The 25,383-nt window shown below is 70.4% G+C and carries 22 protein-coding genes; 14 read left to right on the top strand and 8 right to left on the bottom strand.

What is annotated here, in order from left to right:
• From BST38_RS04540 to BST38_RS04530, 3 genes are read right to left on the bottom strand one after another with little or no spacing between them, the layout of a single operon-like run.
• Complete coding sequence (locus BST38_RS04540; RefSeq protein ID WP_083142043.1) at nt 1-1,266, bottom strand: hypothetical protein; 1,266 nt, start codon at nt 1,264-1,266, stop codon at nt 1-3.
• Nucleotides 1,263-2,606, bottom strand: a complete 1,344-nt coding sequence (locus BST38_RS04535; protein ID WP_083142042.1) for a M1 family metallopeptidase — start codon at nt 2,604-2,606, stop codon at nt 1,263-1,265. The genes BST38_RS04540 and BST38_RS04535 overlap by 4 nt, the downstream gene beginning before the upstream one ends.
• Nucleotides 2,603-6,586: a Pls/PosA family non-ribosomal peptide synthetase gene (locus BST38_RS04530; RefSeq protein WP_083142041.1), complete on the bottom strand. Its 3,984-nt coding sequence runs from the start codon at nt 6,584-6,586 to the stop codon at nt 2,603-2,605. The genes BST38_RS04535 and BST38_RS04530 overlap by 4 nt, the downstream gene beginning before the upstream one ends.
• A gap of 220 nt (nt 6,587-6,806) precedes the next feature.
• On the opposite strand from BST38_RS04530, the gene BST38_RS04525 reads away from it, so the two are divergent.
• Complete coding sequence (locus BST38_RS04525; protein WP_083142040.1) at nt 6,807-7,862, top strand: TerC family protein; 1,056 nt, start codon at nt 6,807-6,809, stop codon at nt 7,860-7,862.
• Nucleotides 7,863-7,930: 68 nt separating this feature from the next.
• Nucleotides 7,931-8,341, top strand: coding sequence for a hypothetical protein (locus BST38_RS04520; RefSeq protein ID WP_083142039.1), 411 nt, complete (start codon nt 7,931-7,933; stop codon nt 8,339-8,341).
• 55 nt (nt 8,342-8,396) lie between these two features.
• Here BST38_RS04520 and alc read toward each other — a convergent pair whose 3' ends face one another.
• The 3 genes from alc to BST38_RS04505 form a co-directional block, all read right to left on the bottom strand.
• Entirely contained in the window at nt 8,397-9,416 is a 1,020-nt protein-coding gene (gene alc / locus BST38_RS04515; RefSeq protein ID WP_083142038.1) for an allantoicase, read from the bottom strand.
• Nucleotides 9,417-9,478: 62 nt separating this feature from the next.
• Nucleotides 9,479-10,000: a 2-oxo-4-hydroxy-4-carboxy-5-ureidoimidazoline decarboxylase gene (locus BST38_RS04510; RefSeq protein ID WP_083142037.1), complete on the bottom strand. Its 522-nt coding sequence runs from the start codon at nt 9,998-10,000 to the stop codon at nt 9,479-9,481.
• A gap of 139 nt (nt 10,001-10,139) precedes the next feature.
• Entirely contained in the window at nt 10,140-10,625 is a 486-nt protein-coding gene (locus tag BST38_RS04505) for an inorganic diphosphatase (protein ID WP_083142036.1), read from the bottom strand.
• Nucleotides 10,626-10,743: 118 nt separating this feature from the next.
• Here BST38_RS04505 and dacB point away from each other — a divergent pair, with 118 nt between their 5' ends.
• Genes dacB through BST38_RS04480 form a run of 5 tightly spaced genes read left to right on the top strand, consistent with a single transcriptional unit; the run spans nt 10,744 to nt 16,969 of the window.
• Entirely contained in the window at nt 10,744-12,123 is a 1,380-nt protein-coding gene (gene dacB, locus BST38_RS04500; protein WP_083142035.1) for a D-alanyl-D-alanine carboxypeptidase/D-alanyl-D-alanine endopeptidase, read from the top strand.
• Complete coding sequence (locus tag BST38_RS04495) at nt 12,123-13,196, top strand: Rv3626c family coenzyme F420 biosynthesis-associated protein (protein WP_083142113.1); 1,074 nt, start codon at nt 12,123-12,125, stop codon at nt 13,194-13,196. The genes dacB and BST38_RS04495 overlap by 1 nt, the downstream gene beginning before the upstream one ends.
• A complete protein-coding gene (gene tilS / locus BST38_RS04490) occupies nt 13,175-14,143 on the top strand; it encodes a tRNA lysidine(34) synthetase TilS (RefSeq protein WP_083142034.1) in 969 nt (322 codons plus the stop codon). The genes BST38_RS04495 and tilS overlap by 22 nt, the downstream gene beginning before the upstream one ends.
• Before the next feature lie 9 nt (nt 14,144-14,152).
• Entirely contained in the window at nt 14,153-14,728 is a 576-nt protein-coding gene (gene hpt / locus BST38_RS04485; RefSeq protein WP_083142033.1) for a hypoxanthine phosphoribosyltransferase, read from the top strand.
• Between the two features lie 21 nt (nt 14,729-14,749).
• Nucleotides 14,750-16,969, top strand: a complete 2,220-nt coding sequence (locus BST38_RS04480; RefSeq protein WP_083142032.1) for a molybdopterin-dependent oxidoreductase — start codon at nt 14,750-14,752, stop codon at nt 16,967-16,969.
• Here the strand turns inward: BST38_RS04480 and BST38_RS04475 are convergent.
• Nucleotides 16,966-17,700 carry an SIMPL domain-containing protein gene (locus BST38_RS04475; protein WP_083142031.1) on the bottom strand — a complete coding sequence of 245 codons (735 nt, stop codon included), beginning with the start codon at nt 17,698-17,700 and terminating at the stop codon, nt 16,966-16,968. The genes BST38_RS04480 and BST38_RS04475 overlap by 4 nt on opposite strands.
• Before the next feature lie 21 nt (nt 17,701-17,721).
• Nucleotides 17,722-18,696, bottom strand: a complete 975-nt coding sequence (locus BST38_RS04470; RefSeq protein ID WP_420872557.1) for an alpha/beta fold hydrolase — start codon at nt 18,694-18,696, stop codon at nt 17,722-17,724.
• Between the two features lie 153 nt (nt 18,697-18,849).
• On the opposite strand from BST38_RS04470, the gene ftsH reads away from it, so the two are divergent.
• The 7 genes from ftsH (at nt 18,850) to BST38_RS04435 (ending at nt 25,312) form a co-directional block, all read left to right on the top strand.
• Complete coding sequence (ftsH, locus tag BST38_RS04465) at nt 18,850-21,189, top strand: ATP-dependent zinc metalloprotease FtsH (protein WP_083142029.1); 2,340 nt, start codon at nt 18,850-18,852, stop codon at nt 21,187-21,189.
• A gap of 19 nt (nt 21,190-21,208) precedes the next feature.
• Complete coding sequence (gene folE, locus BST38_RS04460; RefSeq protein ID WP_083142028.1) at nt 21,209-21,817, top strand: GTP cyclohydrolase I FolE; 609 nt, start codon at nt 21,209-21,211, stop codon at nt 21,815-21,817.
• A gap of 17 nt (nt 21,818-21,834) precedes the next feature.
• The gene (gene folP / locus BST38_RS04455; RefSeq protein WP_083142112.1) at nt 21,835-22,641 is read left to right on the top strand and encodes a dihydropteroate synthase; all 807 of its coding nucleotides are present in this window, start codon (nt 21,835-21,837) and stop codon (nt 22,639-22,641) included.
• Nucleotides 22,634-23,011 carry a dihydroneopterin aldolase gene (folB, locus tag BST38_RS04450; RefSeq protein ID WP_083142027.1) on the top strand — a complete coding sequence of 126 codons (378 nt, stop codon included), beginning with the start codon at nt 22,634-22,636 and terminating at the stop codon, nt 23,009-23,011. The genes folP and folB overlap by 8 nt, the downstream gene beginning before the upstream one ends.
• The gene (gene folK / locus BST38_RS04445; protein ID WP_083142026.1) at nt 23,008-23,535 is read left to right on the top strand and encodes a 2-amino-4-hydroxy-6-hydroxymethyldihydropteridine diphosphokinase; all 528 of its coding nucleotides are present in this window, start codon (nt 23,008-23,010) and stop codon (nt 23,533-23,535) included. The genes folB and folK overlap by 4 nt, the downstream gene beginning before the upstream one ends.
• Nucleotides 23,535-24,011: a DUF3180 domain-containing protein gene (locus BST38_RS04440; RefSeq protein ID WP_083142025.1), complete on the top strand. Its 477-nt coding sequence runs from the start codon at nt 23,535-23,537 to the stop codon at nt 24,009-24,011. The genes folK and BST38_RS04440 overlap by 1 nt, the downstream gene beginning before the upstream one ends.
• 77 nt (nt 24,012-24,088) lie before the next feature.
• Nucleotides 24,089-25,312 carry a DUF6779 domain-containing protein gene (locus BST38_RS04435; RefSeq protein ID WP_207569348.1) on the top strand — a complete coding sequence of 408 codons (1,224 nt, stop codon included), beginning with the start codon at nt 24,089-24,091 and terminating at the stop codon, nt 25,310-25,312.
• Nucleotides 25,313-25,383 lie beyond the last annotated feature (71 nt).

The following is a 25,383-nucleotide window of genomic DNA, read 5'->3' as shown; positions in this document are numbered from 1 at the left end:
TCAGTCATCGATCGCAGCATAGGTGGGCGCGGCGTCGCGGCGTCGTCCGGCAAGCGCGCTCAGGTGTACCCCGATGCCGATCAGCGGCCCGCACAGCAGCGCCACCACGGTCCGGACCTCCAGGTCCAGCGGCAGCAGCAACAGCAGCGTCGCGGCCACCGTGGCGATCACCCAGCCGGCCGCGTAGGCACGGTGCAGGGCGGCGGCGACGGTCGCGGCGCCGGTCAGCGTCAGCAGCGCGATGGCCACCGCGGCGACGGTCAGCCAGGCCAGCAGGATCCCGTCGGCCCGGTACTGGGCACCGAACGCCTCGCGCAGCAGCCACGGTCCGAACACGCCCGCGAGCACGACGCCGACGGCGCCGAGCGCACCGACGAGCGCCGCGGGCCCCAGCAGGGCCTTGAGTCGGTGCGCGCGCTGGTCGACGAAGTGTGCGATCAGGTTGCCCTGCATCGCGGTCAGCGGAACCAACAGCGGGGCCCGGGTCAGTGTCACCGCGAGGATCACCACACCACCGGTCGCACCGAGATCCCGCGAGGTGGCCTGCAGCAGCACCGGGAAACCCATCACGAGTACGGCACTGGCGCCCGCCGCGGCGATCGAATGACCGGCGCCGCGCAGGAACGTGGCGGTGCCACCCGACGTCCGGATCTGGGCCGCGGCCCGGGTCGCCGGTGACACCAGCAGCATCAGCAGCCAGCTGAATGCCCCGGCCACCGACGCCCACAGATAGCCACCCAGACCCCAGCCGGCCGCGAACGCCGCGACCGCGACCACCACGCGCAGTGCGGCGTCGGTGACCATCAGCGCGCCGTACTCCGACCAGCGGCCCATCCCGGCCAGCGCGCCGAGCAACGTGGTGTGGATGCAGAATCCGGCCAGCCCGCCGCACAGCAGGGCGACGCTCAACGCGCGCAGGTCGACGAACACGTGTGCCGACCACAGCGGTGACGTCGCGGCCAGGACCGCGGCCGCGACAACCCCGACACCGGCGGCGACCCGCGCCGGGTGCGTCTGGGCGGGGTCGGTTCCGGGGTGGCGCACCTCGCGCGTCGTCTCCTGCAACAGTCCGAACGCCGCACCGCTGACCAGACCGAACGCGCCCCAGAACACCCCGAAGACGGAGAAGCCGGCGGGCTCGAGGTCCCGGGCCGCGAGGTAGAGCACCGCGTAACCACACAATGCCGACATCGCCGTGGCCACGGCGACCCGGACCACGCTGGCTCGGTTCACCGCCCCCGCAGGGCCTGCGCTCGCGTCCGTCACGACCCGGTGTCCAGGGGCGGAACCTCCGGCTCGTACAGCCACGCCGTCCACAGCGACCTCAGTGACTCGTCGGAGTATTGCGACGCGAGGCCGACGAAGTCGTCGGTCACCGCGCTGGAGTGCCGGTACCGCGTCGTCCAATCCTTGAGCAGCGCAAAGAAGTTCGTGTCCCCGAGGTGGGAGCGCAGCGTGTGCAGGGTCAGTGCGCCACGCTTGTAGACCCGGTCGTCGAACATGTCGCGCGGGCCGGGGTCGGCGAGGACGAGGTCCTGCGGGGAATGCCTGAGCCGGTGGTGATAGTGCTGCGCCCACTCCTGTGCGGTGCGCTCACCGCAGTGTTCCGACCACAACCACTCGGCGTAACAGGCGAATCCCTCGTGCAGCCAGATGTGGCGCCACCGCTGTACGGTGACCGAGTTGCCGAACCACTGGTGGGCGAGCTCGTGGGCGATCAACCGCTCCGCGCGGCGGCTGCCGTCGCAGTGGTTGGCGCCGAAAATGGAGATCCCTTGGGCCTCAAGTGGAATCTCCAAGTCGTCGTCGGTCACCACGACGGTGTAGCCGTTGGCCAGCGGGTACGGGCCGAACAGTTTGGTGAACAGCTTCATCATCTGTGGCTGGCGGCCGAAGTCGTGGTCGAAATCGTCGCGTAGCCGGTCCGGCAACACCGCGAACATCTCGACGCCGTTCTTGGCCATCCGGTGCCGTTCGTACATGCCGATCTGCAGTGTCATCAGGTACGTCGACGTCGGCTCGGGCTGTTCGTAGACCCAGGTGGTCATGCCGGCCCGCGGGCGCCGTGACAGCAGCTTGCCGTTGGCCAACGCGAAATACGGGCTCTCGGTGGCGATCTGGACCCGGAAGCTGGCCTTGGCGGCGGGGTGGTCGTCGCACGGGAACCACGACGATGCGCCGTTGGGCTGCCCGGCGACCAGCGCGCCTTCGGTGAGTTCCTCGAAACCGACCTCGCCCCACTGCGACCGGACGGGTCGTGGGGTGCCGCCGTAGCGGATCGCGATCGTCATCGCCGCGCCGGCGGGCAACCGGTCCGGCAGCGTGATGTGCAGTTTGCCTGCCGCCGCGCGGAACTGGGCGGGTCTTTTCCCGTTGACTGTCACCTTCGTCACCGACAGCGCGGCCGACAGGTCGAGGCTGAACGTCTTGAGTTCGGCCAGCGTCGCCGCGGTGATGCTCGCCGAACCGCTGAGCCGGTTGATCGCGACCTTGTATTCGAGCTCGAGTTCGTAACGCGACACCCGGTAGCCGAAGTTGCCCGCCTCGGGCAGATACGGGTCGATGACGGCTGCGGACTTCTTGGCCGCCCGCTTGCGGGTCGTCACGCCGCCGCAGACTTCTTGGGCTTGGTGTCGGAGGACTCCCGCTTCTTGCGCGCGGGATCCCACGGCGCGATCGGGTTGCCCTGCCACCGGGTGGAGGGCGGCACCACGTCGCCGCGCATCACGAGCGACGCGGGCCCGACGGTCGCCGCGGCGCCGATGCATGCCGCGGGCAGTGCGACGCAGTGCGGCCCCAAGGTGGCGCCGCTCTCCAGCACCACCGTGTCCATGCGCATGATGCGGTCGTGGAACAGGTGGGTCTGCACGACGCAGCCCCGGTTCACGGTCGCCCCGTCCTCCAGCGTCACCAGGTCGGCTTCGGGAAGCCAGTACGTCTCACACCACACGCCGCGTCCGATCCTCGCGCCCAGGCCCCGCAGCCACAGGTTCATCACCGGCGTACCCGATGCGGCGCGCGCGAACCACGGTGCGGCGACGGTTTCGACGAAGGTGTCCGCCACCTCGTTGCGCCAGACGAACGACGACCACAGCGGGTGTTCGATCGCGGTGATCCGGCCGACGACAAGCCATTTGGCGGCCATCGCGACCGCGCCCGCGATCGCGCCCGCGGCGAGCAGGACCGGTCCGGCGGCCAGGGCGGCCCAGAGCCAGCCGAACCGTGTGGCCAGTTCCTGGAGCGCGAACAGCACCGCGACCCCGACGGCGAAGCTCACCACGACGGGCGCGAAGCGGAACGTCTCCACGGTGGCGCGCAACACTTTCAGCCGCGCGGATGGGTGGAAGGTGCGCAGCGCGTCGGCGGCGGTGGGCTTGCGCCGCAGCCGCTTCGGCGGGCTGCCCAGCCATGACGACCCGGCTTTCGCCTTGTGCGGGGTCGCCGACAGCACCGCGACCAGACCGTCGTCGGGAACCCGCCGTCCGGGCTGGGTGATACCGGAGTTGCCCAGGAACGCACGCTTGCCGATCGTGGCCCGGGCCACGTGGATCCAGCCGCCGCCGAGTTCATAGGACGCCACCATCGTGTCGTCGGCGAGGAATGCGCCGTCCTCGACCACGGTGAACTTCGGGATCAGCAGCACGGTCGAGATCTCGGTGTTCTTGCCCACTTTCGCGCCGAGCAGGCGCAGCCACCACGGGGTCAGCAGGCTCGCGTAGATCGGGAACAGGTAGGTGCGGGCGGCGTCCATCAGGCGTTCGGTGGCCCACAACTGCCAGCCCTGCCTGCTGCGCACCGGGTGGTAGCCCTCGTGCAGGCCGGCGGCCAGCGTCCGGACCCCGGCGACGGTGAGCGCCGCGTACACCAGCATCGCGGCCGCGGTGGCCGGCACCAGCCACAGCAGCGCGGGCACGATCGCGTCCTGCAGCGACGCGGTGCCGCGCACACCCCACCCGATCACGGCAAGGCCGACGGCCAGCGCCGCCAACGGCAGCGCGCCGAGCGTCATCGAGGTGATGCCGTACATCGCCACCCACAGCGGCGCGCGCGGAGGCCGGTGATCGGGCCACGGATGTTTGGCCTTACCGGATTTCACCGCCGGTGAACCCTTCCAGTACTGGCCGTTCTTGACCTTGCCGACCACCCCGGAGCCCGGGGCGACGTCGGCGTTCTTCCCGACCACCGCGCCGGGGAACAGGGTGGTGCGGGCACCGACGGTGGCGTCGTTGCCGACGGCGATCGGGCCGATGTGGAACAGGTCTCCGTCGATCCAATGCCCGCTCAGATCGACCTCGGGTTCGATCGAACAGCGATGCCCCAGCGTCAGCATCCCGGTCACCGGCGGCGCCGAATGCAGGTCCACCCCGGTGCCGACGCGGTTGCCGAGGGCGCGGGCGTAGTACACCAGCCACGGTGCGCCCGAGAGGTTCTCGGCGCCGCTGGCCGCGGCCAGCCGCTCGGCCAGCCACACCCGCAGATGCACCCACCCACCCCGGCGGTAGGTCCCCGGCTGCAACTCGCCGATCAGCACCCGGGCCCCGAACACCGCGATACTCATCCGCCCGGGCGGGGTCACGAACAGCAGGAAACCGGCCAGCACCCACCACCAGCCGATCGGCGACACCCAGTCGACCAGGGACAGGTCGGCCGCGATGTTGTTGGCGATCGCCAGCCACACCACCCACTGCATCCCGGTGAGCATGGCCAGCGGCACCGTCAGTGCGACCTGCGCGGCCTGCGTCAGCCGTGAGACCGGTTTGACGACACGGGTTTCCGTCGCCGGTGGCGGCTCGAGCTCGTCGAGGTAGCCGGCCAGCGATCCCAGCCGGGGATGGTCGTACAGATCGGCGACGGTGACCTGCGGGTAGCGCTGCCGCAGCGCGGCGACCAGTTGCGCGGCCGCGAGCGAGCCCCCGCCGAGGGCGTGGAAGTCGGCTTCGGGCCCGTCGACCGGGGCGGCCAGCACCTCGCGCCACACACCGGCCAGCCAGCCGAGGGTGCCACCGAGATCGGTGTGGTCATCGTCGCCGGCCCCGCCCGCTCCGGACACGGGCCACGGCAACGCGTCCCGGTCGACCTTGCCCGACGTGCGGGTCGGCAGTTCGTCGACGACGACGAGCCGGGGGACCAGCGCGGCGGGGAGTTCCGCGGCCAGCCGGGCTCGTGCCTCGCCGACGTCGAAGGTGCTCTCCATTCCCGGGGCCACCGCGATGTAGCCCACCAGAAGCGGGGTCCCCCCGGCGGTCCGGCGCACCGCGGTGGCCCCGCCGGTGACGCCGGGCAGGTTCACCAGCGCGGCGTCCACCTCGCCGAGTTCGATACGGCGGCCGCCCACCTTGACCTGATCGTCGGCGCGGCCCACGAAGTACAGGCCGTCGGTCTCCAGCCGGACCAGATCACCGCTGCGGTACGCCCGGCTCCAGGCCAGGGTGGGGAACGGGGCGTACTTCTCGGAGTCCTTGTCCGGGTCGAGGTATCGGGCCAGCCCGACACCGCCGATGACGAGCTCGCCCACTTGGCCGGTGCCCACGGGGCGGCCGTCCTGGTCGACGACGGCCAGATCCCAGCCCGGCAGCGGCAGACCGATGCTGACCGCACCCGTTCTCATTCCCGGGTCGCTGCGCTCCTGCCCTCCGAACCCGTCCAGCCGGGCCGCGCACGCCACCACCGTCGCCTCGGTCGGGCCGTAGGTGTTCCACACCTCACGCCCGGTCGAGTCGGGCCCGGCCGCGAGGCGTTCGGCCAGTTCCGGCGGGCACGCCTCGCCGCCGAAGATCAGCAGCCGCACCGACTCCAGCGCCTCGGCGGGCCACAGCGCGGCCAGCGTCGGCACCGTCGACACGACGGTGATGTCGCGGGAGACCAGCCACGGGCCCAGGTCCATGCCGCTGCGCACCAGCGACCGCGGTGCGGGCACCAGGCAGGCGCCGTGCCGCCAAGCCAGCCACATCTCCTCGCAGGACGCGTCGAACGCGACGGACAGTCCGGCCAGCACACGGTCGCCCGGGCCGAGCGGATTGTTCTGCAGGAACATCTTGGCCTCGGCGTCGACGAAGGCTGCCGCGTTGCGGTGGGTGACCGCGACACCCTTCGGGGTGCCGGTGGAGCCGGACGTGAAGATGATCCACGCGTCGTCTCGGCTCAGCGGCGCCGTCGCGCGCCAGCCACGCGAGGTTCCCGGGCCGCGGACCATCCCGCGCTCGGTGATGATCGCGACGACCTCGGCCTCGGTGAACACCAGCTCGGCGCGTTCCGGTGGATCGTCGGCGTCGACCGGGACGTAGGCGGCACCCGCGGCCAGCACCGACAGAATCGCCACGTAGAGCGCGTAGCTGCCCGACGGCATCCGGATCCCGATCCGGTCGCCGCGGCCGATTCCGCGCGCGCCCAGCCACGCGACGCTGTCCTCGATGTCGGACAGCAGTTCGGCGTAGGTGAGCTGCACCGTTCCGTCGTCGATGGCCGGTGCGTCAGGGAACCGCCGCGCCGTCTCGTGCAGGATGTCGATCAGCGTGCGGGGCGCCGACGCGTACGCCGACAGCAGGTACTGACTGGGGATCTCTGGGGTTCGATCCGCGGTCGTCACGGGTACAAAGCTACTAAGCGTCAGGGGCGTGCTCTCGCCGCCAGGCTCTGCCTTCGCGTGTCGTCTGCCCGACTGGCACAATGGGCGGCTTGGAGGGGAGTATTCCTTCGCCGCAGCGTCGTCAGCACGTCGTCCGTCATCGGACGACCGGTGCTGCGGGCCTACCGCCTCGGCGGGCGGTGGAAGAGACCTCCGGCGTTGCACGACGACCGGAGGTTAGATGAACGTCAGTGGGCTCGAATGGGGCATCACGCTCGCCGTGACAATCGGCATCCTGCTCTTCGATGTCCTGGTGATCGGGCGGCGGCCGCACGAACCCTCGCGGCGGGAAACCGGCACGGCGTTGACGATCTACATCGCGCTGGCCGTCGCGTTCGGGCTGTGGACGTGGTTCTTCCACGGTAGCCAGTACGGTGTCGAGTTCTTCGCGGGCTGGCTCACCGAATACAGCCTGTCGGTGGACAACCTGTTCATCTTCCTGATCATCATGGCCAGCTTCAACGTGCCGAGGATCTATCAGCAGCAGGCCTTGCTGGTCGGCATCATCCTGGCGCTGATCTTCCGCGGAATCTTCATCGCGCTCGGCGCCGTGGCGATCGAGCAGTTCTCGTGGGTGTTCTACATCTTCGGCGCGTTCCTGCTCTACACCGCGATCAAGTTGGTCAAGGACACCGACCACGACGACGACGGCGACAACGCCGTGGTGCGGTTCGCGCAGAAGCGGATGAAGTTCACCGACACCTGGGACGGCCTGCGGCTGTGGGTGCACGAGAACGGCCAGCGGTTGATGACGCCGATGTTCCTGGTGATCGTCGCGCTCGGCACCACCGACCTGATCTTTGCGCTCGACTCCATTCCTGCCATCTACGGGCTGACGCGCGAGCCGTACCTGGTGTTCACCGCGAACGTGTTCGCGCTGATGGGCCTGCGCCAGCTGTACTTCCTGCTCGGCGACATGCTCAAACGGCTGGTGTACCTGTCGCAGGGGCTGGCGTTCATCCTGTTCTTCATCGGCGTGAAGCTGGTGCTGCACGCGCTGCACGAGAACGAGGTGCCGTTCATCAACGGCGGTGAGAACGTGCCGGTGCCCGAGATCCCGACACTGCTGTCCCTCGGCGTCATCATCGTCACCCTGCTGATCACCACCGTCGCCAGCCTGTACAAGACCCGGGTGCACGATGTGCGCAAGAACAACGGTGGATCCGACGAAGGATCCGGTGGGGAATCCGGAGATTCCGGTGCTCCCGCCGATCCGCAGAACGACCACTCCCGCTGAGCGGACGTTTTGCACTCGCGCTGATCGCAACGCTTCACCGCACCCGGCCGGCTGGCTACGTTGGCCGGGTGCGGCTCTTTCTGGCTGATCCCAATGACCCCGACGGGGTGAGTGAACTCACCGATCCCGACCAGCGCAACGACCGGCGAATCGTCCGGGTCGCGGCGCACGATCTCCAGCACGCCCGCAAGGTCCGGGCGAGGATCCGGGCCGGCGCCGACGACGTCGCGGTGATACTCGACGTCACCGTCGCGGTGGCCGGCGACTTCCGCTCGGCCCAGCAGGTCCTCGGCCCGGCCGAGGCCGACACCGTGCACTACGCGGGCACCGTCGACGGTCTGGCGGGTCTGATCGCCGACATCGCCTCGGCCGAGGTGGCCGACGGCGTGACCCTGATTCCGGCCTCCCCGCGCCAGGACATCGGGACCGTCGGGCGCGATGTGCTCGGCGCGCTGCGCGAGCAGCCTCAGGCCTCCTGACTGTGGGCCTTGTGCACGCAATCGGCCAGATTCGCGTACATAACCCCCACAGACGCTAGGCGCTGGCCTCCCAGCGCTCGTTCACCACGCGCAGGCCGTCGGCGGTCAACCGGCCGAACAGCCGTAGCCGCGCAAGCCCGCCGTCGGGGTAGATGTCCAGCCGCGCCTCGGTGACCGGACGGCCGGAATCCAGCAGCACCCGGTGCCGGGTGTCCGGTCGCAGTTCGGTGGTCTCGAGCAGGTCGAACCATTCACCGTCGCCGTCGCGGCCCCGCAGCCGCGCCGCGCCGGGTGCGTTACCGATGAAGTAGGACGTGTCGATCTCGGCGGCCGCGACGACGCCCTGCCCCGCGAGGTGCACCTGCACCCAGTCGTTGCCCGAATCGCGGCGTCTCGACGTCTCCCAGCCCTCGCCCATGGTCCGCGCCGAGCCGGGAAGCAGCAGATTGTTCGGCGAGCTGTAGAACATGTTGGAACACGCGGTGATCCGGCCGCCGTTCTCCAGGGCGGCCAGATCCAACGGGATCTCGGTGAAGCGGGGATCCAGCAGGCCTTCGCCGTGGACGCGGAAACGCGCGACCCCGCCGTCGGGATAGATCGCCAGCCGCACGTGTGTCCAGCGCCTCGGCGAGTCCACCTCGAACGGATTCCTGGTGTCCCCGTTGACATCTCGGCGGTCCACGATCCTGGTCCACTCGGTCGTCTCGGCGAGCTCCTCGGCGGACGGGTAGCCCTCCACGAACGCGGCGTCGACGGAGATCTGAGGCGGGTAGTTCCCGGTGAACCACGCCGTGTCGACGACGACGCCGCGGATGACCGCGGGAGCCGCGAGCCGCACGATCGCGAAATCATGGGAATCGGCCGTCGCGCCGCGGCGCCTGCGCGTCTCCCAGCCGTCGTACACCTGCCCCTTGTGGCCGAAAGTGGCGGGCCGGTGCTCGGCGGGCCCCGGCTTGATCAGGTTCTCCTTCTCGGCGAACAGGTCGTCGTTGGCCCACAGCACGGCCCCACCCGCGGAGCGGGCGGCGAGATCGGGTAGCGAGAGGAAATGGGTTTGGGCCGGCGCGGTGCTCACCCGGGCGAGCCTATTGCGGGACGGGCCGGTTGTCCGTGCCTGGTGAGCTCACCAGTTGTCGGTCACCAGTTGTCGTAGCCGCCCTCGGGTCCGAGCATGCGCTCGAGTCGGGTCCGGTTGATCCGCGCGAGCTCGTTGCGCACCACCTTGCGTTCGGTCTCGAACTCGTTGTGCATACGGTCGCGCATGGTGGCCAGCACGTCGTCGGCGCAGTAGCCGTTGATGTACATGACGAAGCCGAACCCGAAACGGTCCAGATACTCCTTCGACGCCGAGGCCAGCTCGGCCATGATCTCGGGCCGCTTGTCGGCGATCGCGCACTGTTCGGCCTGCGACTTCTCGCTGCCGGGGCGGCGGCCGACGTCCGGGTAGGCCTGCAGGATCGAGTCGATCGACTCCTCGGAGAGCCCGAACAGCAGTGCGTCGGCGCAGCGGAACAGGTCTTCGTGGTTTGCGAACGGGCGGGACCGGCACAGGTCGGCGGCCAGCGGCACGCTGTAGCAGCACTCGAACACCGCGTGCACCGCGCGCCGCGTCGGCAGCGCGTTGAACGCCTCCAGCCCGATCCCCTGATGCAGCAGCACATCGCCATGATCGAGTCGTCACGCGGCACCCGGGTTACACCGTGTTACAGCGACGCAAAATAAAGCGCGACAACGTCGGGACAACGCGTCGAGTGGTTCCCCGGCAAGCGGAAGTGTGCCCAGGCTCGCCGGGCGGGAGCTAGTGGCCCTCGGCCTTGAAGCGCTCGACCGACCGATTCACCTCGGCCTCGGCTTCCTCGCGGCCCACCCAGTCGGCCGCCTTGACGAACTTGCCGGGCTCGAGGTCCTTGTAGTGCACGAAGAAGTGCTTGATCGCGTCGAGCTCGAACTGATTCACATCGCCGATGTCCTGGATGTGGTCCCAGCGCGGGTCGGCGAGCACGCACAGCACCTTGTCGTCGCCGCCCTTCTCGTCCTCCATCCGGAACATGCCGACCGGGCGCGCCTCGACGATGCAGCCGGGGAACACCGGCTCGGGCAGCAGCACCAGCGCGTCCAGCGGATCGCCGTCCTCGCCGAGGGTGTCCTCGATGTAGCCGTAGTCCGTCGGGTAGCCGAACGCCGTGAACAGGTAGCGGTCCAGCTTGACCTTGCCGCTCTCGTGGTCCACCTCGTACTTGTTACGGGAACCCTTCTGGATCTCGATCAGGACGTCGAACTGCACGCGTGGCTCCTTGTGCGCTGGGACAGGGGCGTCGGCTGACGACGCGGGTCAACATTAAACGAGGGATACGCTGCACTACAGGGGTGGCTCTGGCCAGTCGTTCGAGAGCAGGAGATTTATGCGGCCCACCAGGTGGCGGCGGTCGACGTATGTCGCGGTGGGGGCGGCCGTTCTGCTGCTGGTGGTGCTCGTCGTCGCCGCGGCCGCGCTGGTGGCGAACCGGCAGTCCGGCGAGCAGATCGCTGTCCCGGCGCTTCCGGCTCCCGCCACCGCCGACCCCGGTGTGGTCCCGGTGTCCGACTCCGCCGATATGCCGACCCGCACGGGCCTGGCCGACGCGCTGCGCGTGGTCGCCGCCGACCCCAACCTCGGCAAGTTCACCGGGCGCATCACCGATGCGCTGACCGGGGAGCAGTTGTGGGCCCAGGGCGCCGACGTGCCGATGCAGCCGGCGTCGACGAACAAGGTGCTCACCGCCGCGGCCGCGCTGCTGACCCTGGAGCGCGACGCCCGGCTGACGACGCGGGTGGTGTCGACGTCGCCGGGGGTCGTCGTGCTGGTCGGAGGTGGTGACCAGACGCTGTCGGCGGCGCGCCGCGGCGAGCAGACCTGGTACCGCGATGCGGCGCGGATCTCCGATCTGGCCGACCAGGTGCGGCGCAGTGGGACCGACGTGAAATCCGTCCAGGTCGACATCAGCGCCTACTCCGGGCCGACGATGGCGCCGGGCTGGGACCCGCTCGACATCGACGGCGGCGACATCGCCCCGATGGAGGCGGTCATGCTCGACGCCGGGCGCACCCAGCCGGTCAGCGTGGAATCGCGCCGGTCGCGTACGCCGGCGCTGGACGCGGGCCGCGCTCTCGCCGCGGCGCTGCGCGTCGATCCGGAGAAGGTCACGGTGCTGCCGCCGGGCCGTGCCACGGTCACCGGGACCGAGATCGCGTCGGTGCAGTCGGCACCGCTGATGGAGCGGCTACGCCAGATGATGCACTCCTCGGACAACGTGATGGCCGAGTCCATCGGCCGCGAGGTCGCCGAGGCGCTGGGCCGGCCCAGGAGTTTCGCCGGCGCCGCCGACGCGGTGCTGCAGAGCCTGCGCGACGCGGGCATCGACACCACCGGCGCGCGACTGTTCGACAACAGCGGACTGTCCGTGGACGACCGGCTCACCGCCGAGACGCTCGACGAGATCGTGCAGGCCGCGGCGGGGGAGGACACGCCGAAGCTGCGGCCGCTGGTGGACCTGCTGGCCATCGCCGGCGGCAGCGGCACGATGTCGAACCGGTACCACGACACCGAGCCAGGCAAGGCGGCGCTCGGATATCTGCGGGCCAAGACCGGGTCACTGACTGCAACCAACACCCTTGCCGGCATCGTCACCGACCGGAGCGGACGGGTCCTGACCTTCGCGCTGATGTCCAACGACGCCGGCCCGACCGGGCGGACCTCGCTGGACGCGTTCGCCGCCACCCTTCGATCCTGCGGATGCCGATGATGACGACCACCACCAAGTCCGGGTTCAGCGTCGGCAACGCCGTCGACTGGGACCTGGCCGCCACCGTCGGCGGCAAACTGGCCCGCCAGGAGCCGAAGACCACCGATTACACCCGCACGCAGGCGATCGACCAGCTCGCCGAATCCGCGCGGGCGTCGGAGGTGCCGGTCCGGGAGGTCACCGGGCTGATCGAGGGCGGAGAGATTCCCGAGGCCCGAATCGTCAACCGCCCGGACTGGATTCGTGCGGCCGCCCAGTCGATGCGGGCGATGACCGGGGGCGGCGGCGACGGTGCACGCGGCCGGGTGCCGGTGGTCGCGGGCCGGGTCGCCGGGCTGCAGACCGGGGCGGTGCTGGCGTTCGTGTCGTCGGGGATCCTCGGCCAGTACGACCCGTTCTCCGCGGGCGGCGGCGAGCTGTTGCTGGTGTACCCGAACGTGATCGCCGTCGAGCGCCAACTCCGGGTGGTGCCCAAGGACTTCCGGATGTGGGTGTGCCTGCACGAGGTCACCCACCGGGTGCAGTTCCGGGCCAATCCCTGGCTGGCCGACCACATGTCGAGCGCACTGGCGGTGCTGACCGATGACGCCGGGGACGACCTGCCGAAGATGGTGGGCCGGCTGGCCGACTATGTGCGCGACCGCCAGGTGGTGGTGAGAAACGGTGAGCCCGAGATGGGTTCGACGGGCGTGCTGGGCCTGCTGCGCGCGGTGCAGTCCGAACCGCAGCGTGCCGCACTCGACCAACTGCTGGTGCTCGGCACCCTGTTGGAGGGCCACGCCGAGCACGTGATGGACGCGGTCGGCCCGGCCGTGGTGCCGTCGGTCGCGACCATCCGCAATCGCTTCGACCAGCGCAGGAAGCGTAAACAGCCTCCGCTGCAACGGTTGTTGCGGGCGCTGCTCGGAGTCGACGCGAAGATGAGCCAGTACACCTTGGGCAAGGCGTTCGTTGACGAGGTGGTCGGCAAGGTCGGCATGGAACGCTTCAACACGATCTGGACCGACACCGAAACCCTGCCTCTGCCAAGGGAAATCGACGAGCCGCAGCAATGGATCGACCGGGTGCTTTAGCCGAGCTGCGCGCCGCGCTGACGGCCTTCGCGCGCAGTCACCTCCCCGATGCGCCGTGGTGTGTCGCGTTGTCGGGAGGTCCCGACTCACTGGCCCTGACCGCCGTGGCCGCCGGGCTGCGCCCGACGAGGGCGCTGATCGTCGACCACGGTCTGCAACCCGGCTCCGCCGACGTCGCAGCCGCCGCGCGCGACCAGGCGATGAACCTGGGATGTCAAGCAGCACAGGTTATCTCGGTGACCGTCGGCTCTCGGGGCGGCCCCGAGGCCGCGGCCCGCGCCGCGCGGTACGACGCCCTCGACGCGGCACGCGACGGCGCGCCGGTGCTGCTCGCCCACACTCTCGACGACCAGGCGGAGACGGTGCTGCTCGGGCTGGGCCGCGGCTCGGGGCCGCGGTCGATCGCGGGTATGCGCGCTCACGACCCGCCGTGGTGCCGGCCGCTGCTCGGCGTGCGCCGCGCCACCACCCACCGCGCGTGCGCCGAGTTGGGGCTCACACCGTGGCAGGACCCGCACAACTGGGACCCGCGCTACACCCGGGTCCGGTTGCGCACCGAGGTGCTGCCGCTGCTCGAAGACGTCCTCGGCGGCGGGGTGGCCGAGGCGCTGGCCCGCACGGCGACCGCGCTCCGCGAGGACACCGATGCCCTCGACGCGCTCGCCGCGCCCGCCGTCCCCGCCCCCGGCGCGGATTTCGACGTCGCCGCGGCGGCCGCCCTACCCGGCGCGCTGCGGCGCCGCGCGATCCGGGCCTGGCTGCTCGCCGGCGGCGCGCAGGACCTGACCGACAAGCAGATTCGCGCGGTCGACGCGCTGATCACCGACTGGCGCGGGCAGGGTGGCGTCGCGGTTGCGGGCGGGCTGACCCGCGAACGACTCTTCGCCCGCCGCGATGCGGGGGCGTTGACGCTGTACCGCGAACCGGTCGCGCCGCGGCAACGCTAGGCTGTCGGTGTGCCTGCGCAGACCGCCGACTTGTATTCCGGGGACATCAAGTCGGTTCTGCTGTCGGAAGACCAGATCAAAGCCAAGACCGCGGAACTGGCGGCGCAGATCGCCGACGACTACCGCGACCGCGAATCCGGTCAGGACCTGCTGCTCATCACCGTGCTCAAGGGTGCGGTCATGTTCGTCACCGACCTGGCGCGGGCGATCCCGTTGCCCACCCAACTGGAGTTCATGGCCGTCAGCTCCTACGGCTCGTCGACCTCGTCGTCCGGGGTGGTGCGCATCCTCAAGGACCTCGACCGCGACATCAGCGGACGCGACGTGCTGATCGTCGAGGACATCATCGACTCGGGCCTGACCCTGTCGTGGTTGCTGCGCAACCTGGCCACCCGCGGGCCCCGCTCGCTGAAGGTGTGCACGCTGCTGCGCAAACCCGAGGCCGTCCGCGCGGACCTCGACGTCGAATACATCGGTTTCGACATCCCGAACGAATTCGTCGTCGGTTACGGGCTCGACTACGCCGAGCGCTACCGCGACCTGCCCTACATCGGCACTCTCGAGCCAAAGGTGTACGCGCAGTAGAAACCGGCGCATGATGCAGGCATGGCCGAAACCGCCCTGCGCATCTGCCCGTTCTGTGAAGCAACCTGCGGTCTGACCCTGACCATCGACGACGGACGTGTGGTCGGCGCCCGCGGGGACCGGGACGACGTGTTCTCGGCGGGCTTCATCTGCCCCAAGGGCGCGAGCTTCGCCGAACTCGACAACGACCCCGACCGGCTGAGCGCGCCGCTGGTCCGGCGTGACGGTGTGCTGACCGAAGCATCCTGGGATGAGGCATTCGCCGCGATGGCCGAGGGTTTGTCGGCCGCGGTACGTGAGCACGGCGGGCCCGCCGTCGGGGTCTACCTCGGTAACCCGAACGCCCACACCGTCGCAGGGGCGTTGTACCCGCCGCTGATCATCCGTGGCCTCGGCACCCGCCAGGTGTTCTCGGCCAGCACGCTGGACCAGATGCCCAAACACGTGTCGCTGGGCCTGATGTTCGGCAGCCCGGCCGCGTTCACGGTGCCCGACCTGGACCGCACCGACTATCTGGTGGTCATCGGCGCCAACCCGATGGTGTCCAACGGCAGCCTCGCCACTGCCGCGGACTTCCCCGGAAAACTCCGCAGGCTGCGGGAGCGGGGTGGGCGGCTGGTCGTCGTCGACCCGGCCCGCACCCGCACCGCGCAACTGGCCGATCGTCATCTCGCGCCGCGCCCCGGCACCGACGCGGCGCTGCTGCTGGCGGTCGTGCACGTGTTGTTCGACGAGGGCCTCGTCGACCTCGGCGCGGTGGGCGAGTTCGTCACCGGGGTCGACGACGTGCGTGACCTCGCCGCGGATTTCGGGCCCGACGCCGTCGCGGCGTTCTGCGGTCTCGATGCCGACGAGATCCGCACTCTGGCAAGGGGACTGGCCGCGGCCCCGACCGCGGCGGTGTACGGGCGGATCGGCACGTCGACGGTCGAGTTCGGCACGCTGGGCAGCTGGTTGGTCGACGTCGTCAACGTCCTGACCGGAAATCTGGACCGGACTGGCGGGGCGATGTTCCCGCTGTCACCGGTCGCGCCCGCGCCGCGCGGGCACCGCCCCGGCCGCGGGTTCAGCACCGGGCGCTGGCGCAGCCGGGTCTCCGGGCGTCCCGAGGTGCTGTCCGAACTGCCCACCGCGGTCCTGGCCGAGGAGATCGAGACGCCGGGGGAGGGCCAGATCCGCGCGATGATCACCGTCGCGGGCAATCCCGTCCTGTCGGCGCCGGACGGCGACCGGCTGGACCGCGCGCTGGACCAGGTCGAGTTCATGGTGAGCGTCGACCCGTATCTCAACGAGACCACCCGGCACGCCGATGTGATCCTGCCGCCGCCGCCGCCGTCGCGCTCCCCGCACTTCGACGTCGCGCTCAACGCGCTGGCCGTGCGCAACAACGCCCGGTACTCACCGCCGGCGCTGCCGCTCGACGGCCGCCCCGACGAGGCCGAGATCCTGTCGCGGATCGCGTTGGTGCTGTACGGGCTCGGCCACGACGCCGATCCGGCGCTGGTGGACGACCAGGTCGTCGCGACCACGTTGGCCAAGGAGACCGCCGACGCGTCGTCCCCCGTGGCAGGTCGGTCCGTCGACGAGTTGACCGCGATGCTGCCCGCCGGGCCCGGCTACGAGCGGCGCCTCGACATGATGCTGCGCCTCGGTGCCTACGGCGACGCGTTCGGTACCCGGCCCGACGGGCTGACGCTGCGCAAGCTCAAGGACGCGCCGCACGGGATCGATCTCGGACCGCTGCAGCCCAGGCTGCCCGACCTGCTGCGCACCCCGTCGGGTCTTGTCGAACTCGCTCCGCCGCAACTGATTTCGGATGCCGGGCGGCTGCGCGACGCGTTGCACCGGCACACCGACGGTTTCGTGCTGATCGGGCGCAGGCACCTGCGGTCGAACAACAGCTGGATGCACAACCTGCCCGCGCTGGCCGGCGGCACCAACCGGTGCACGCTGCGAATCCACCCCGACGACGCCGCCGACCTCGGACTGACCGACTCCGCGGTCGTCAAGGGCCCCGGTGGCGAGCTCGTGGTGCCGGTCGAGGTGACCGAGGACATCCGCCGCGGTGTGCTGTCCCTACCGCACGGCTGGGGACACGACCGGCCCGGCACCGGCCAGAAGCTGGCCGCGAGCCGGCCCGGCGTCAACGTCAATCAGCTCAACGACGGATCCATGCTGGATCCGCTGTCGGGAACCGCGGTGCTCAACGGCATCCCGGTGGTGGTGGCGCCGGCCGGTTAGGTCAGCTCCCACACCACGGTCACCGAGAACCCGACCGTCTGCTGGCCCGGTTCCAGCGGCACCGCGGCTTCCATCGCCCGCGGCGCCTGGACCGGTATCGGCGGGCCGGCGCCGCCCTCCTCGGAGATCGAGATGACCTTGCCGAGGCTCAGTCCGGACAGCTCGGCGTACTGGGCGGCCCGGTCCTTGGCATCCTCGAAGGCCCGCGCCCTGGCGTCGCGGACGAGTTCGGAGTCGTCCTCGATCGAGTACGCGATCGAGTTGATCCGGGTCGCGTTGCCGCCGGTGGACACGATCAATCCGATCGTGTCGGAGGCCTTGGCCAGATCGCGGATCGTGACGTTGACGGTGTTGGTGGCCCGGTAGGCGGAGATCGCGGTGCCGTCCGAACCGTACTGGGGCTGCAGGTCGGCGGCGGTGGTCGCGATGTCCTTGCGGTCGATGCCGAGGTCGACCAGACCGTCGATCACCGACTGCTGGCGTTCGTTGGTCTGGTTCATCGCCGCGGTGGCGTCCGGGCCGAGGAACTCCATCGACGCGTTCACGGTGAGGGTGTCCGGGGTGCCCTGCACCTGCCCGGCACCGACGACGGTGACCTGGCGGGCGTCGGCGCCGGACGCCGACAGGCCCTGCTGCGCGTCGCAGGCGGATACGCCGGCGGCCGCGAAACCCGCGGCGGCAAGGGCGATGAGGGTGTTCCTGACGGTCTTCGCACACGCTGAGATCGGCATGCCTGGCACAGTAGCGTCCGGTCAGCGGGCCGAGTCCAGGAAGTCGACAAGCACGCTCGACACCTGCGCGGGTCGCTCCTCGGTCAGCCAGTGCCCCGCACCGTCGAGCATCACCTCGCGGTAGTCGCCGGTCACGATCTCGCGGGCACGGTCGGTCGGTGTGTAGGCCAGTGTCGCGTCGGCGGTGCCGCCGACGAACAGTGCGGGCACGTCGATCGTGGCCGTCGGGGGCTGGGCGGTCAGCTCCCAGTTCAGGTCGAAACACCGGTACCAGTTCAGCGGGCCCGTGAAACCGGTGCGGGTGAACTCGTCGACGTAGACGGCGAAGTCGTCGGGGCCGAGCCAGTCCGGCAGCGTTCCCGGGTCGGGGATGCGGTCGAGGAAGCCGCCGGCGTCGGGGTCCCCGGTCAGCGCGGCGCCTCCGCCGGCGCCCATCGAGAACAGCCGCCGGAACGTCGCCGCCGGGTCGCGTGCGAGTTCCGCGTCGGCCGGACCCCGCTCCTGGAAGTACAGGATGTAGACGAATCGGTCGCCCCGGTCGCCTTCTCCGGCCATCCGGCGGAACGCCTGCGTCGTCGGCACCTGCGGGCGGGGCACCGGTGGCAGGCTCAGCCCACCGACCGCCCAGAACCGCTCCGGCGCGAACAGCGGCGCACCCCAGGCGACGACGGACCCGAAGTCGTGGCCGATCAGCGCGGCCTTGTCCGCGCCGCCGCCGACCTCGGAGTCGATCAACCCGACGATGTCGGCACCGAGCTCGCGCACGTTGTAGGCGTCGACGTCGTCGGGGCGGTCGGAGCCGCCGTAGCCGCGCTGGTCGGGGGCCAGGACGTGATAGCCGGCCTCGGCGAGCGCGGCGATCTGATGACGCCAGGAAAACGCCAGCTCAGGGAAGCCGTGGCACAACACCACCAGCGGTGCGCCGGGGTCGCCGGCCTCGATCACCCGCAGCGTGACACCGTTCGTCTGGACCATTCGCGACCGCATGCCCCCCACTTTCCCTGAGAGCCAGGTCACGGTCAGTCGTAACCGGGAACTGCCGAACGTTGGTCTAGCGGTAGCCTTGAGGTTTCCAGCTGCGCGTATTGGAAGGATTTGGCCGGCGCACCGCAATGCCGGCTGCACATATTTGATGAACCGGAATCACGAATGAACAGAAAAAATGTGATCCGCACTCTCACGGTGATCGCCGTGGTGCTGCTGCTGGGTTGGTCATTCTTCTATTTCAGCGACGACACGCGCGGCTACAAGCCCGTCGACACGTCGGTCGCGATGGCGCAGATCACCGCCGACAACGTCGACAGCGCACAGATCGACGACCGCGAACAGCAGTTGCGTCTTGAGCTGAAGAACGGCAACGGCGACACCGAGGACAGCAAGCAGGTCATCACCAAGTACCCGACCGGGTACGGGGTGACGTTGTTCGAGGCGCTGCAGGACAAGAACGTCAAGACCAACACCGTGGTCAACCAGAGCAGCATCCTCGGCACGCTGCTGATCTACATGCTGCCGCTGCTGCTGCTCGTCGCGCTGTTCGTGATGTTCTCCCGGATGCAGTCCGGCGGCCGGATGGGCTTCGGGTTCGGCAAGTCCAAGGCCAAGCTGTTGTCCAAGGACATGCCCAAGACCACCTTCGCCGACGTCGCGGGCGTCGACGAGGCGGTCGAGGAGCTCTACGAGATCAAGGACTTCCTGCAGAACCCGAGCCGCTACCAGGCTCTCGGCGCCAAGATCCCCAAGGGTGTGCTGCTCTACGGCCCGCCCGGCACCGGCAAGACCCTGCTGGCGCGCGCCGTGGCCGGTGAGGCCGGTGTCCCGTTCTTCACGATCTCCGGTTCGGACTTCGTCGAGATGTTCGTCGGCGTCGGCGCCTCGCGCGTGCGTGACCTGTTCGAGCAGGCCAAGCAGAACAGCCCGTGCATCATCTTCGTCGACGAGATCGACGCCGTCGGCCGCCAGCGCGGCGCCGGCCTGGGCGGCGGTCACGACGAACGCGAACAGACACTGAACCAGCTGCTGGTCGAGATGGACGGCTTCGGCGACCGGCAGGGCGTCATCCTGATCGCGGCCACCAACCGGCCCGACATCCTCGACCCGGCCCTGCTGCGGCCCGGCCGCTTCGACCGCCAGATCCCGGTGTCGAGCCCGGACCTGGCCGGCCGGCGTGCGGTCCTCAAGGTGCATTCGGCGGGTAAGCCGATCGCCGAGGACGCCGACCTGGAAGGCCTCGCCAAGCGCACCGTCGGCATGTCCGGCGCCGACCTGGCCAACGTGATCAACGAGGCTGCGCTACTGACGGCCCGCGAGAACGGCACCATCATCACCGGTGCCGCGCTCGAGGAGGCCGTCGACCGCGTCGTCGGCGGTCCGCGCCGCAAGAGCCGCATCATCAGCGAGCACGAGAAGAAGATCACCGCCTACCACGAGGGTGGGCACACCCTGGCCGCGTGGGCGATGCCCGACATCGAACCGATCTACAAGGTGACGATCCTGGCGCGCGGCCGCACCGGCGGTCACGCGATGGCGGTGCCCGAGGACGACAAGGGTCTGATGACCCGCTCCGAGATGATCGCCCGCCTGGTGTTCGCGATGGGTGGGCGCGCGGCCGAGGAGCTGGTGTTCCGCGAGCCGACCACCGGCGCGTCGTCCGACATCGACCAGGCCACCAAGATCGCCCGCGCGATGGTGACCGAGTACGGCATGAGCTCCAAGCTCGGGGCCGTCCGGTACGGCACCGAACACGGCGACCCGTTCCTGGGCCGCACGATGGGCAACCAGGCCGACTACAGCCACGAGGTCGCGCGCGACATCGACGACGAGATCCGCAAGCTGATCGAGGCCGCCCACACCGAGGCGTGGGAGATCCTCACCGAGTACCGCGACGTGCTCGACACGCTGGCGCTGCAGCTGCTGGAGAAGGAGACCCTGCACCGGGTCGAGCTCGAAGCGATCTTCGCCGACGTGAAGAAGCGCCCGCGGCTGACCATGTTCGACGACTTCGGCGGCCGGGTGCCGTCGGACAAGCCGCCGATCAAGACGCCGGGCGAGTTGGCGATGGAGCGCGGCGAGCCGTGGCCCAAGCCGGTCCCGGAACCCGCGTTTAAGACCGCGATCGCGCAGGCGTCGAAGGCCGCCGCCGAAGCCGCCCACCGCAACGGCGGCAACGGGTCCAACGGCGCCCCGGCCGGCGGCCCCACGCAGCCGGACTACGGCGCCCCGGCGGGCTGGCATGCGCCCGGCTGGCCGCCGCCTGCGGGCACCCCCCAGCACCCGCAGGGTCAGTGGTATCCGGGCCCGCAGCAACAGCAGGGCTGGCAGGGGCAACCCCCGACGCCGGCCTATCCCGGGTATCCGCCGTATCAGCCCTACCCGCCGCCGCCCGGGCAGCACGCCCGCGGTGGTGCACCCGCGTACAACCCGACGGAAGAGCCCAGCCGCGACGGTGGCAGGGACAACGGGCGTACCGGCCCGCCGGACCAGGATCGCTGACACCCGAACGGAGATCTCGATGACGCGGTCGCACAACCACACGGCCACGCTCACCGCCCGCGATTTCGATCAGGCCCGTGCCGAGGCCGCGGTGCGGGAACTACTCATCGCTGTCGGTGAGGATCCGGACCGGGAGGGCCTGCTCGACACGCCGGCCCGGGTGGCGCGGTCCTACCGCGAGATCTTCGCGGGGCTCTACACCGATCCCGACGACGTGCTCACCACGATGTTCGACGAGCAGCACGACGAGATGGTGCTGGTCAAGGACATCCCGATGTACTCGACGTGCGAGCACCACCTGGTGTCGTTCCACGGGGTCGCCCACGTCGGCTACATCCCGGGGGTGGACGGTCGCGTCACCGGTCTGTCGAAGCTGGCTCGGGTGGTGGACCTGTACGCCAAGCGGCCCCAGGTGCAGGAGCGGCTCACCGCGCAGATCGCCGACGCGCTGATGCGCAAGCTCAATCCGCGTGGCGCGATCGTCGTGATCGAGGCGGAGCATCTGTGCATGGCGATGCGCGGCATCCGTAAGCCCGGCGCGGTGACGACGACGTCCGCGGTGCGCGGACAGTTCAAGACCGACAAGGCATCCCGTGCCGAAGCGCTGGACCTGATCCTGCGGAAGTGACGTGCGCCGTGCAGGTGATGGGGGTTGTCAACGTCACCGACGATTCGTTCTCCGACGGTGGGCTGTTCCTGGACCGTGATCGCGCCGTCTCCCACGGGGTCGAGCTCGTCGCCCAGGGCGCGGCCATCGTCGACGTCGGCGGTGAGTCGACCCGGCCCGGCGCGACCCGTGTCGACCCGCAGGTCGAGACCTCCAGGGTGCTTCCCGTCGTCAAAGAGCTTGCCCAGCAAGGGATCACCGTCAGCATCGACACGATGCACGCCGCGGTCGCACGGGCCGCGCTGGAAAACGGCGCCGCGATCGTCAACGACGTCTCCGGTGGCCGCGCCGACCCCGACATGGTGCGGGTGGTCGCCGAGGCCGGCGCTCCGTGGATCCTGATGCACTGGCGTTCGGTGGACGCCGAGCGGCCGCACACCGTCCCGCCGTACGGCGACGTGGTCGCCGAGGTGCGCGACGAGTTGCTCGCCGGGGTGGACGCGGCGGTCGCGGCCGGGGTGGGCCCGGACAAGCTGATCATCGATCCCGGACTGGGATTCGCCAAGACCGCACAACACAACTGGGCGCTGCTCAACGCGCTGCCGGACCTCGTCGCAACCGGGATCCCGGTGCTCGTCGGCGCGTCCCGCAAGCGTTTTCTCGGCACCCTGCTGGCCGGGGCCGACGGCGAGCCGCGCCCGCCGGCCGGGCGGGAGACCGCCACCGCGGTGATCTCCGCGCTGGCGGGGTGGCACGGCGTCTGGGGGGTGCGGGTGCACGACGTGCGGGCGTCGGTGGACGCCCTCGCGGTGGCGGCGGCATGGCGGGCGGGAGCACATGACTGATCGGATCGAGTTGCGGGGCTTGAGGGTTCGCGGTAACCACGGCGTGTTCGACCACGAGCGCCGCGACGGTCAGGACTTCGTCGTCGACATCACGGTGTGGATCGACCTGGCCGCCGCCGCGGCCAGCGACGACCTCGCCGACACGCTGGACTACGGCGTGCTCGCGCAGCGGGCCGCCGACATCGTCGCCGGACCGCCGCGGCAGTTGATCGAGACCGTCGCCGGTGAGATCGCCGACGACGTGATGAGCGACGAACGCGCCCACGCCGTCGAGGTGGTTGTGCACAAACCGTCGGCGCCGATTCCGTTGCAGTTCAACGATGTCGCGGTCACAGCGCGGCGGTCACGCCGCGGCGGGCGGGGCAGATGACGGCGATTGTGCTGTCCATCGGGTCCAATATGGGTGACCGGTTGGCGCATCTGCAATCCGTGCTCGACGGTCTCGGGAACACGGTCACGGCGGTGTCGCCGGTGTACGAGACCGACGCCTGGGGCGGTGTCGAGCAGGGCCCGTTCCTCAACGCCGTCGTGCTCGCCGACGACCCGGGACTCGACGCCCACGGTTGGTTGAGGCGCGCCCATGAGCTCGAAGACGCCGCGGGCCGCACCCGGGAACAGCACTGGGGCCCACGCACCCTCGACGTCGACCTGGTGGCGTGCCGCGACGGTGACGGCGATGTGGTGCTGGCCGACCCGGACCTGACGCTGCCGCATCCGTACGCGCACGTGCGCGCGTTCGTGCTGATCCCGTGGCTCGACGTGGACCCGGCCGCGTGGCTCACCGTCGACGGTCGGACGGCCGCGGCGGCCGAACTGCTCGCCGGCGTCGACTCCGGCGAACGCGCCGGGGTCCGGCCCACCGACCTGGCGCTGCGGATCGGGACGCCCGGCTGATGGGCGTGACCCGCAAGCGTGACCTCGCCGGGGCCGTCGCGGCCACGGCGGTCGCGGGCTATCTGCTGATGTTCGTGCTGTACCGGGTGTTCCCGCCGATCACACTGTGGACGGGCATGTCGCTGCTGGGTGTCGCAGTGGCGCTGGCAGGTTGGGCGTTCTTCGTGCGGTCCAAGATCCGCGACGGCCAGATCGGACTGGGCGGGGGCCGGTTGCATCCGCTGGCGGTGGCCCGCTCGGTCGTCATCGCGAAGGCGGCGGCGTGGATGGGCAGCGTCGTGCTCGGGTGGTGGCTGGCGGTGGTGGTCTACCTGCTGCCGCGGAGAGGCAGCCTGCGGGTGGCCGCCGAGGACACCCCGGGCGCGGTGGTGGCCGCGCTGTGCGCGTTGGCCCTGGTGATCGCCGCGATGTGGCTGCAGCATTGCTGCACCTCCCCGGACGACCCGTCGCAGAACGCCGACCCCGCGCCAGGCTGACGCGATTCTGCGCGACCGGGGCAGAATCGCCGTCAAGGTCGACACGCGAGATGACCTGTGCCAGGTACAGTCGCCCCATGACCGATCCGACCCGCGGCGGCCGCCTCAGACGTGGCACCCGAAGGCCGGGTTGGATCCTGATGACGGTGTTGCTGGTGCTCGCCATCGTTGCGAGTTCGGCTCTGGTTTTCACCAATCGCGTCGAGTTGCTCAAGCTCGCAGTGATTCTCGCGCTGTGGGCCGCGGTGGTCGCCGCGTTCGTGTCCGTGATCTATCGCAGGCAGAGCGACAGCGACCAGGCCAAGGTGCGCGATCTCAAGCTGGTCTACGACCTGCAGCTGGAACGGGAGATCTCGGCTCGGCGGGAGTACGAACTCACCGTCGAGTCGCATCTGCGCCGCGAGCTGGCGGCCGAGCTCAGCGCCCAGTCCGCCGACGAGGTGGCCTCGCTGCGCGCCGAGCTCGCCGCGCTGCGCGCCAACCTGGAGTACCTGTTCGACGCCGACCTGTCGCATCGCCCGGCGATCGAGACCGAGCGGACCGCGGGCCGGGTCAGCAGCAGCCGCATCGACACCGAGGACGACTTCGTCACCGTCGCGCCGGAGCCCGACGCCCCGGTGACCGAAGAGAGCCCGATCATCGACGTGCCCGCCGAACCGCATCCGCCCGAGCACGAGTGGGCCGCGTTCGTCGCCGAACACGGCGGTGCGCACCGCAGGGCGGGGGAGCGGGAGGCGGCCGGACGTCGTCGCCGCGCCGACGACGCCGCGCCTCCGCAATGGGCGCCGCCGCCTCCGGCGCCCCAGCAGCCGGAACCACCACCACCACCACCACCACCAGCACCGGCCCCGCCCGTCGCGCCGGAACCGCAGTTCCCGTGGCTGCCGCCGCCGCCCCAACAGCCGGCGCCGCAGCCACCGCAGCGTCCCGAGCCCGCTCCGGCGGGCGGGTGGCAGCCCGTGCCCGCCGAGGGGCAGTACATCCCGGCCGGGCACCCGGGAAGTAACTGGGTGTCTCCCAACGGGACCGAGGACGAGTACGTCGGGCGGCGCCGCGCGCCCGAACAGTCCGCCCCTGACCAGCCGCTGGAGACACCCCGCGGCAAGCACTACGGGCCGGGCGAGCAGCCGGCGCCGGAACCGCAGCCCGCACCTGCGCCGCAGCCTCAGGAAGAGGAAGCCCCCGAACCCGAGGACGAAGGCGGCGGTGCGCACACCGGCGGCCAGTCCGTCGCCGAACTGCTGGCCCGGCTGCAGGCGACCCCGTCCGGCGGCGGCCGGCGAAGGCGCCGGGAGGACTGAGCTAGGCTCGGGGCGACCGTCCGGTACCCGCAGCGCGGGACCGGAACGACGTGGACGAGAACAGCGAGGTC

Source organism: Mycolicibacterium parafortuitum (genome assembly GCF_002086815.1).
GTDB classification, from domain to species: Bacteria; Actinomycetota; Actinomycetes; order Mycobacteriales; family Mycobacteriaceae; genus Mycobacterium; species Mycobacterium parafortuitum.
Note: the sequence above shows the minus strand (reverse complement) of the source record. Positions and strands in the feature narration are given on the sequence as shown.

Coding starts and splice junctions, on each gene's coding strand:
- BST38_RS04525 (WP_083142040.1), top strand. CDS start 6,807: ATGAACGTCAGTGGGCTCGAATGGGGCATCACGCTCGCCGTGACAATC.
- dacB (WP_083142035.1), top strand. CDS start 10,744: ATGCGGCCCACCAGGTGGCGGCGGTCGACGTATGTCGCGGTGGGGGCG.
- BST38_RS04495 (WP_083142113.1), top strand. CDS start 12,123: ATGACGACCACCACCAAGTCCGGGTTCAGCGTCGGCAACGCCGTCGAC.
- tilS (WP_083142034.1), top strand. CDS start 13,175: ATGGATCGACCGGGTGCTTTAGCCGAGCTGCGCGCCGCGCTGACGGCC.
- BST38_RS04480 (WP_083142032.1), top strand. CDS start 14,750: ATGGCCGAAACCGCCCTGCGCATCTGCCCGTTCTGTGAAGCAACCTGC.
- BST38_RS04475 (WP_083142031.1), bottom strand. CDS start 17,700: ATGCCGATCTCAGCGTGTGCGAAGACCGTCAGGAACACCCTCATCGCC.
- ftsH (WP_083142029.1), top strand. CDS start 18,850: ATGAACAGAAAAAATGTGATCCGCACTCTCACGGTGATCGCCGTGGTG.
- folE (WP_083142028.1), top strand. CDS start 21,209: ATGACGCGGTCGCACAACCACACGGCCACGCTCACCGCCCGCGATTTC.
- folP (WP_083142112.1), top strand. CDS start 21,835: ATGGGGGTTGTCAACGTCACCGACGATTCGTTCTCCGACGGTGGGCTG.
- folB (WP_083142027.1), top strand. CDS start 22,634: ATGACTGATCGGATCGAGTTGCGGGGCTTGAGGGTTCGCGGTAACCAC.
- folK (WP_083142026.1), top strand. CDS start 23,008: ATGACGGCGATTGTGCTGTCCATCGGGTCCAATATGGGTGACCGGTTG.
- BST38_RS04440 (WP_083142025.1), top strand. CDS start 23,535: ATGGGCGTGACCCGCAAGCGTGACCTCGCCGGGGCCGTCGCGGCCACG.
- BST38_RS04435 (WP_207569348.1), top strand. CDS start 24,089: ATGACCGATCCGACCCGCGGCGGCCGCCTCAGACGTGGCACCCGAAGG.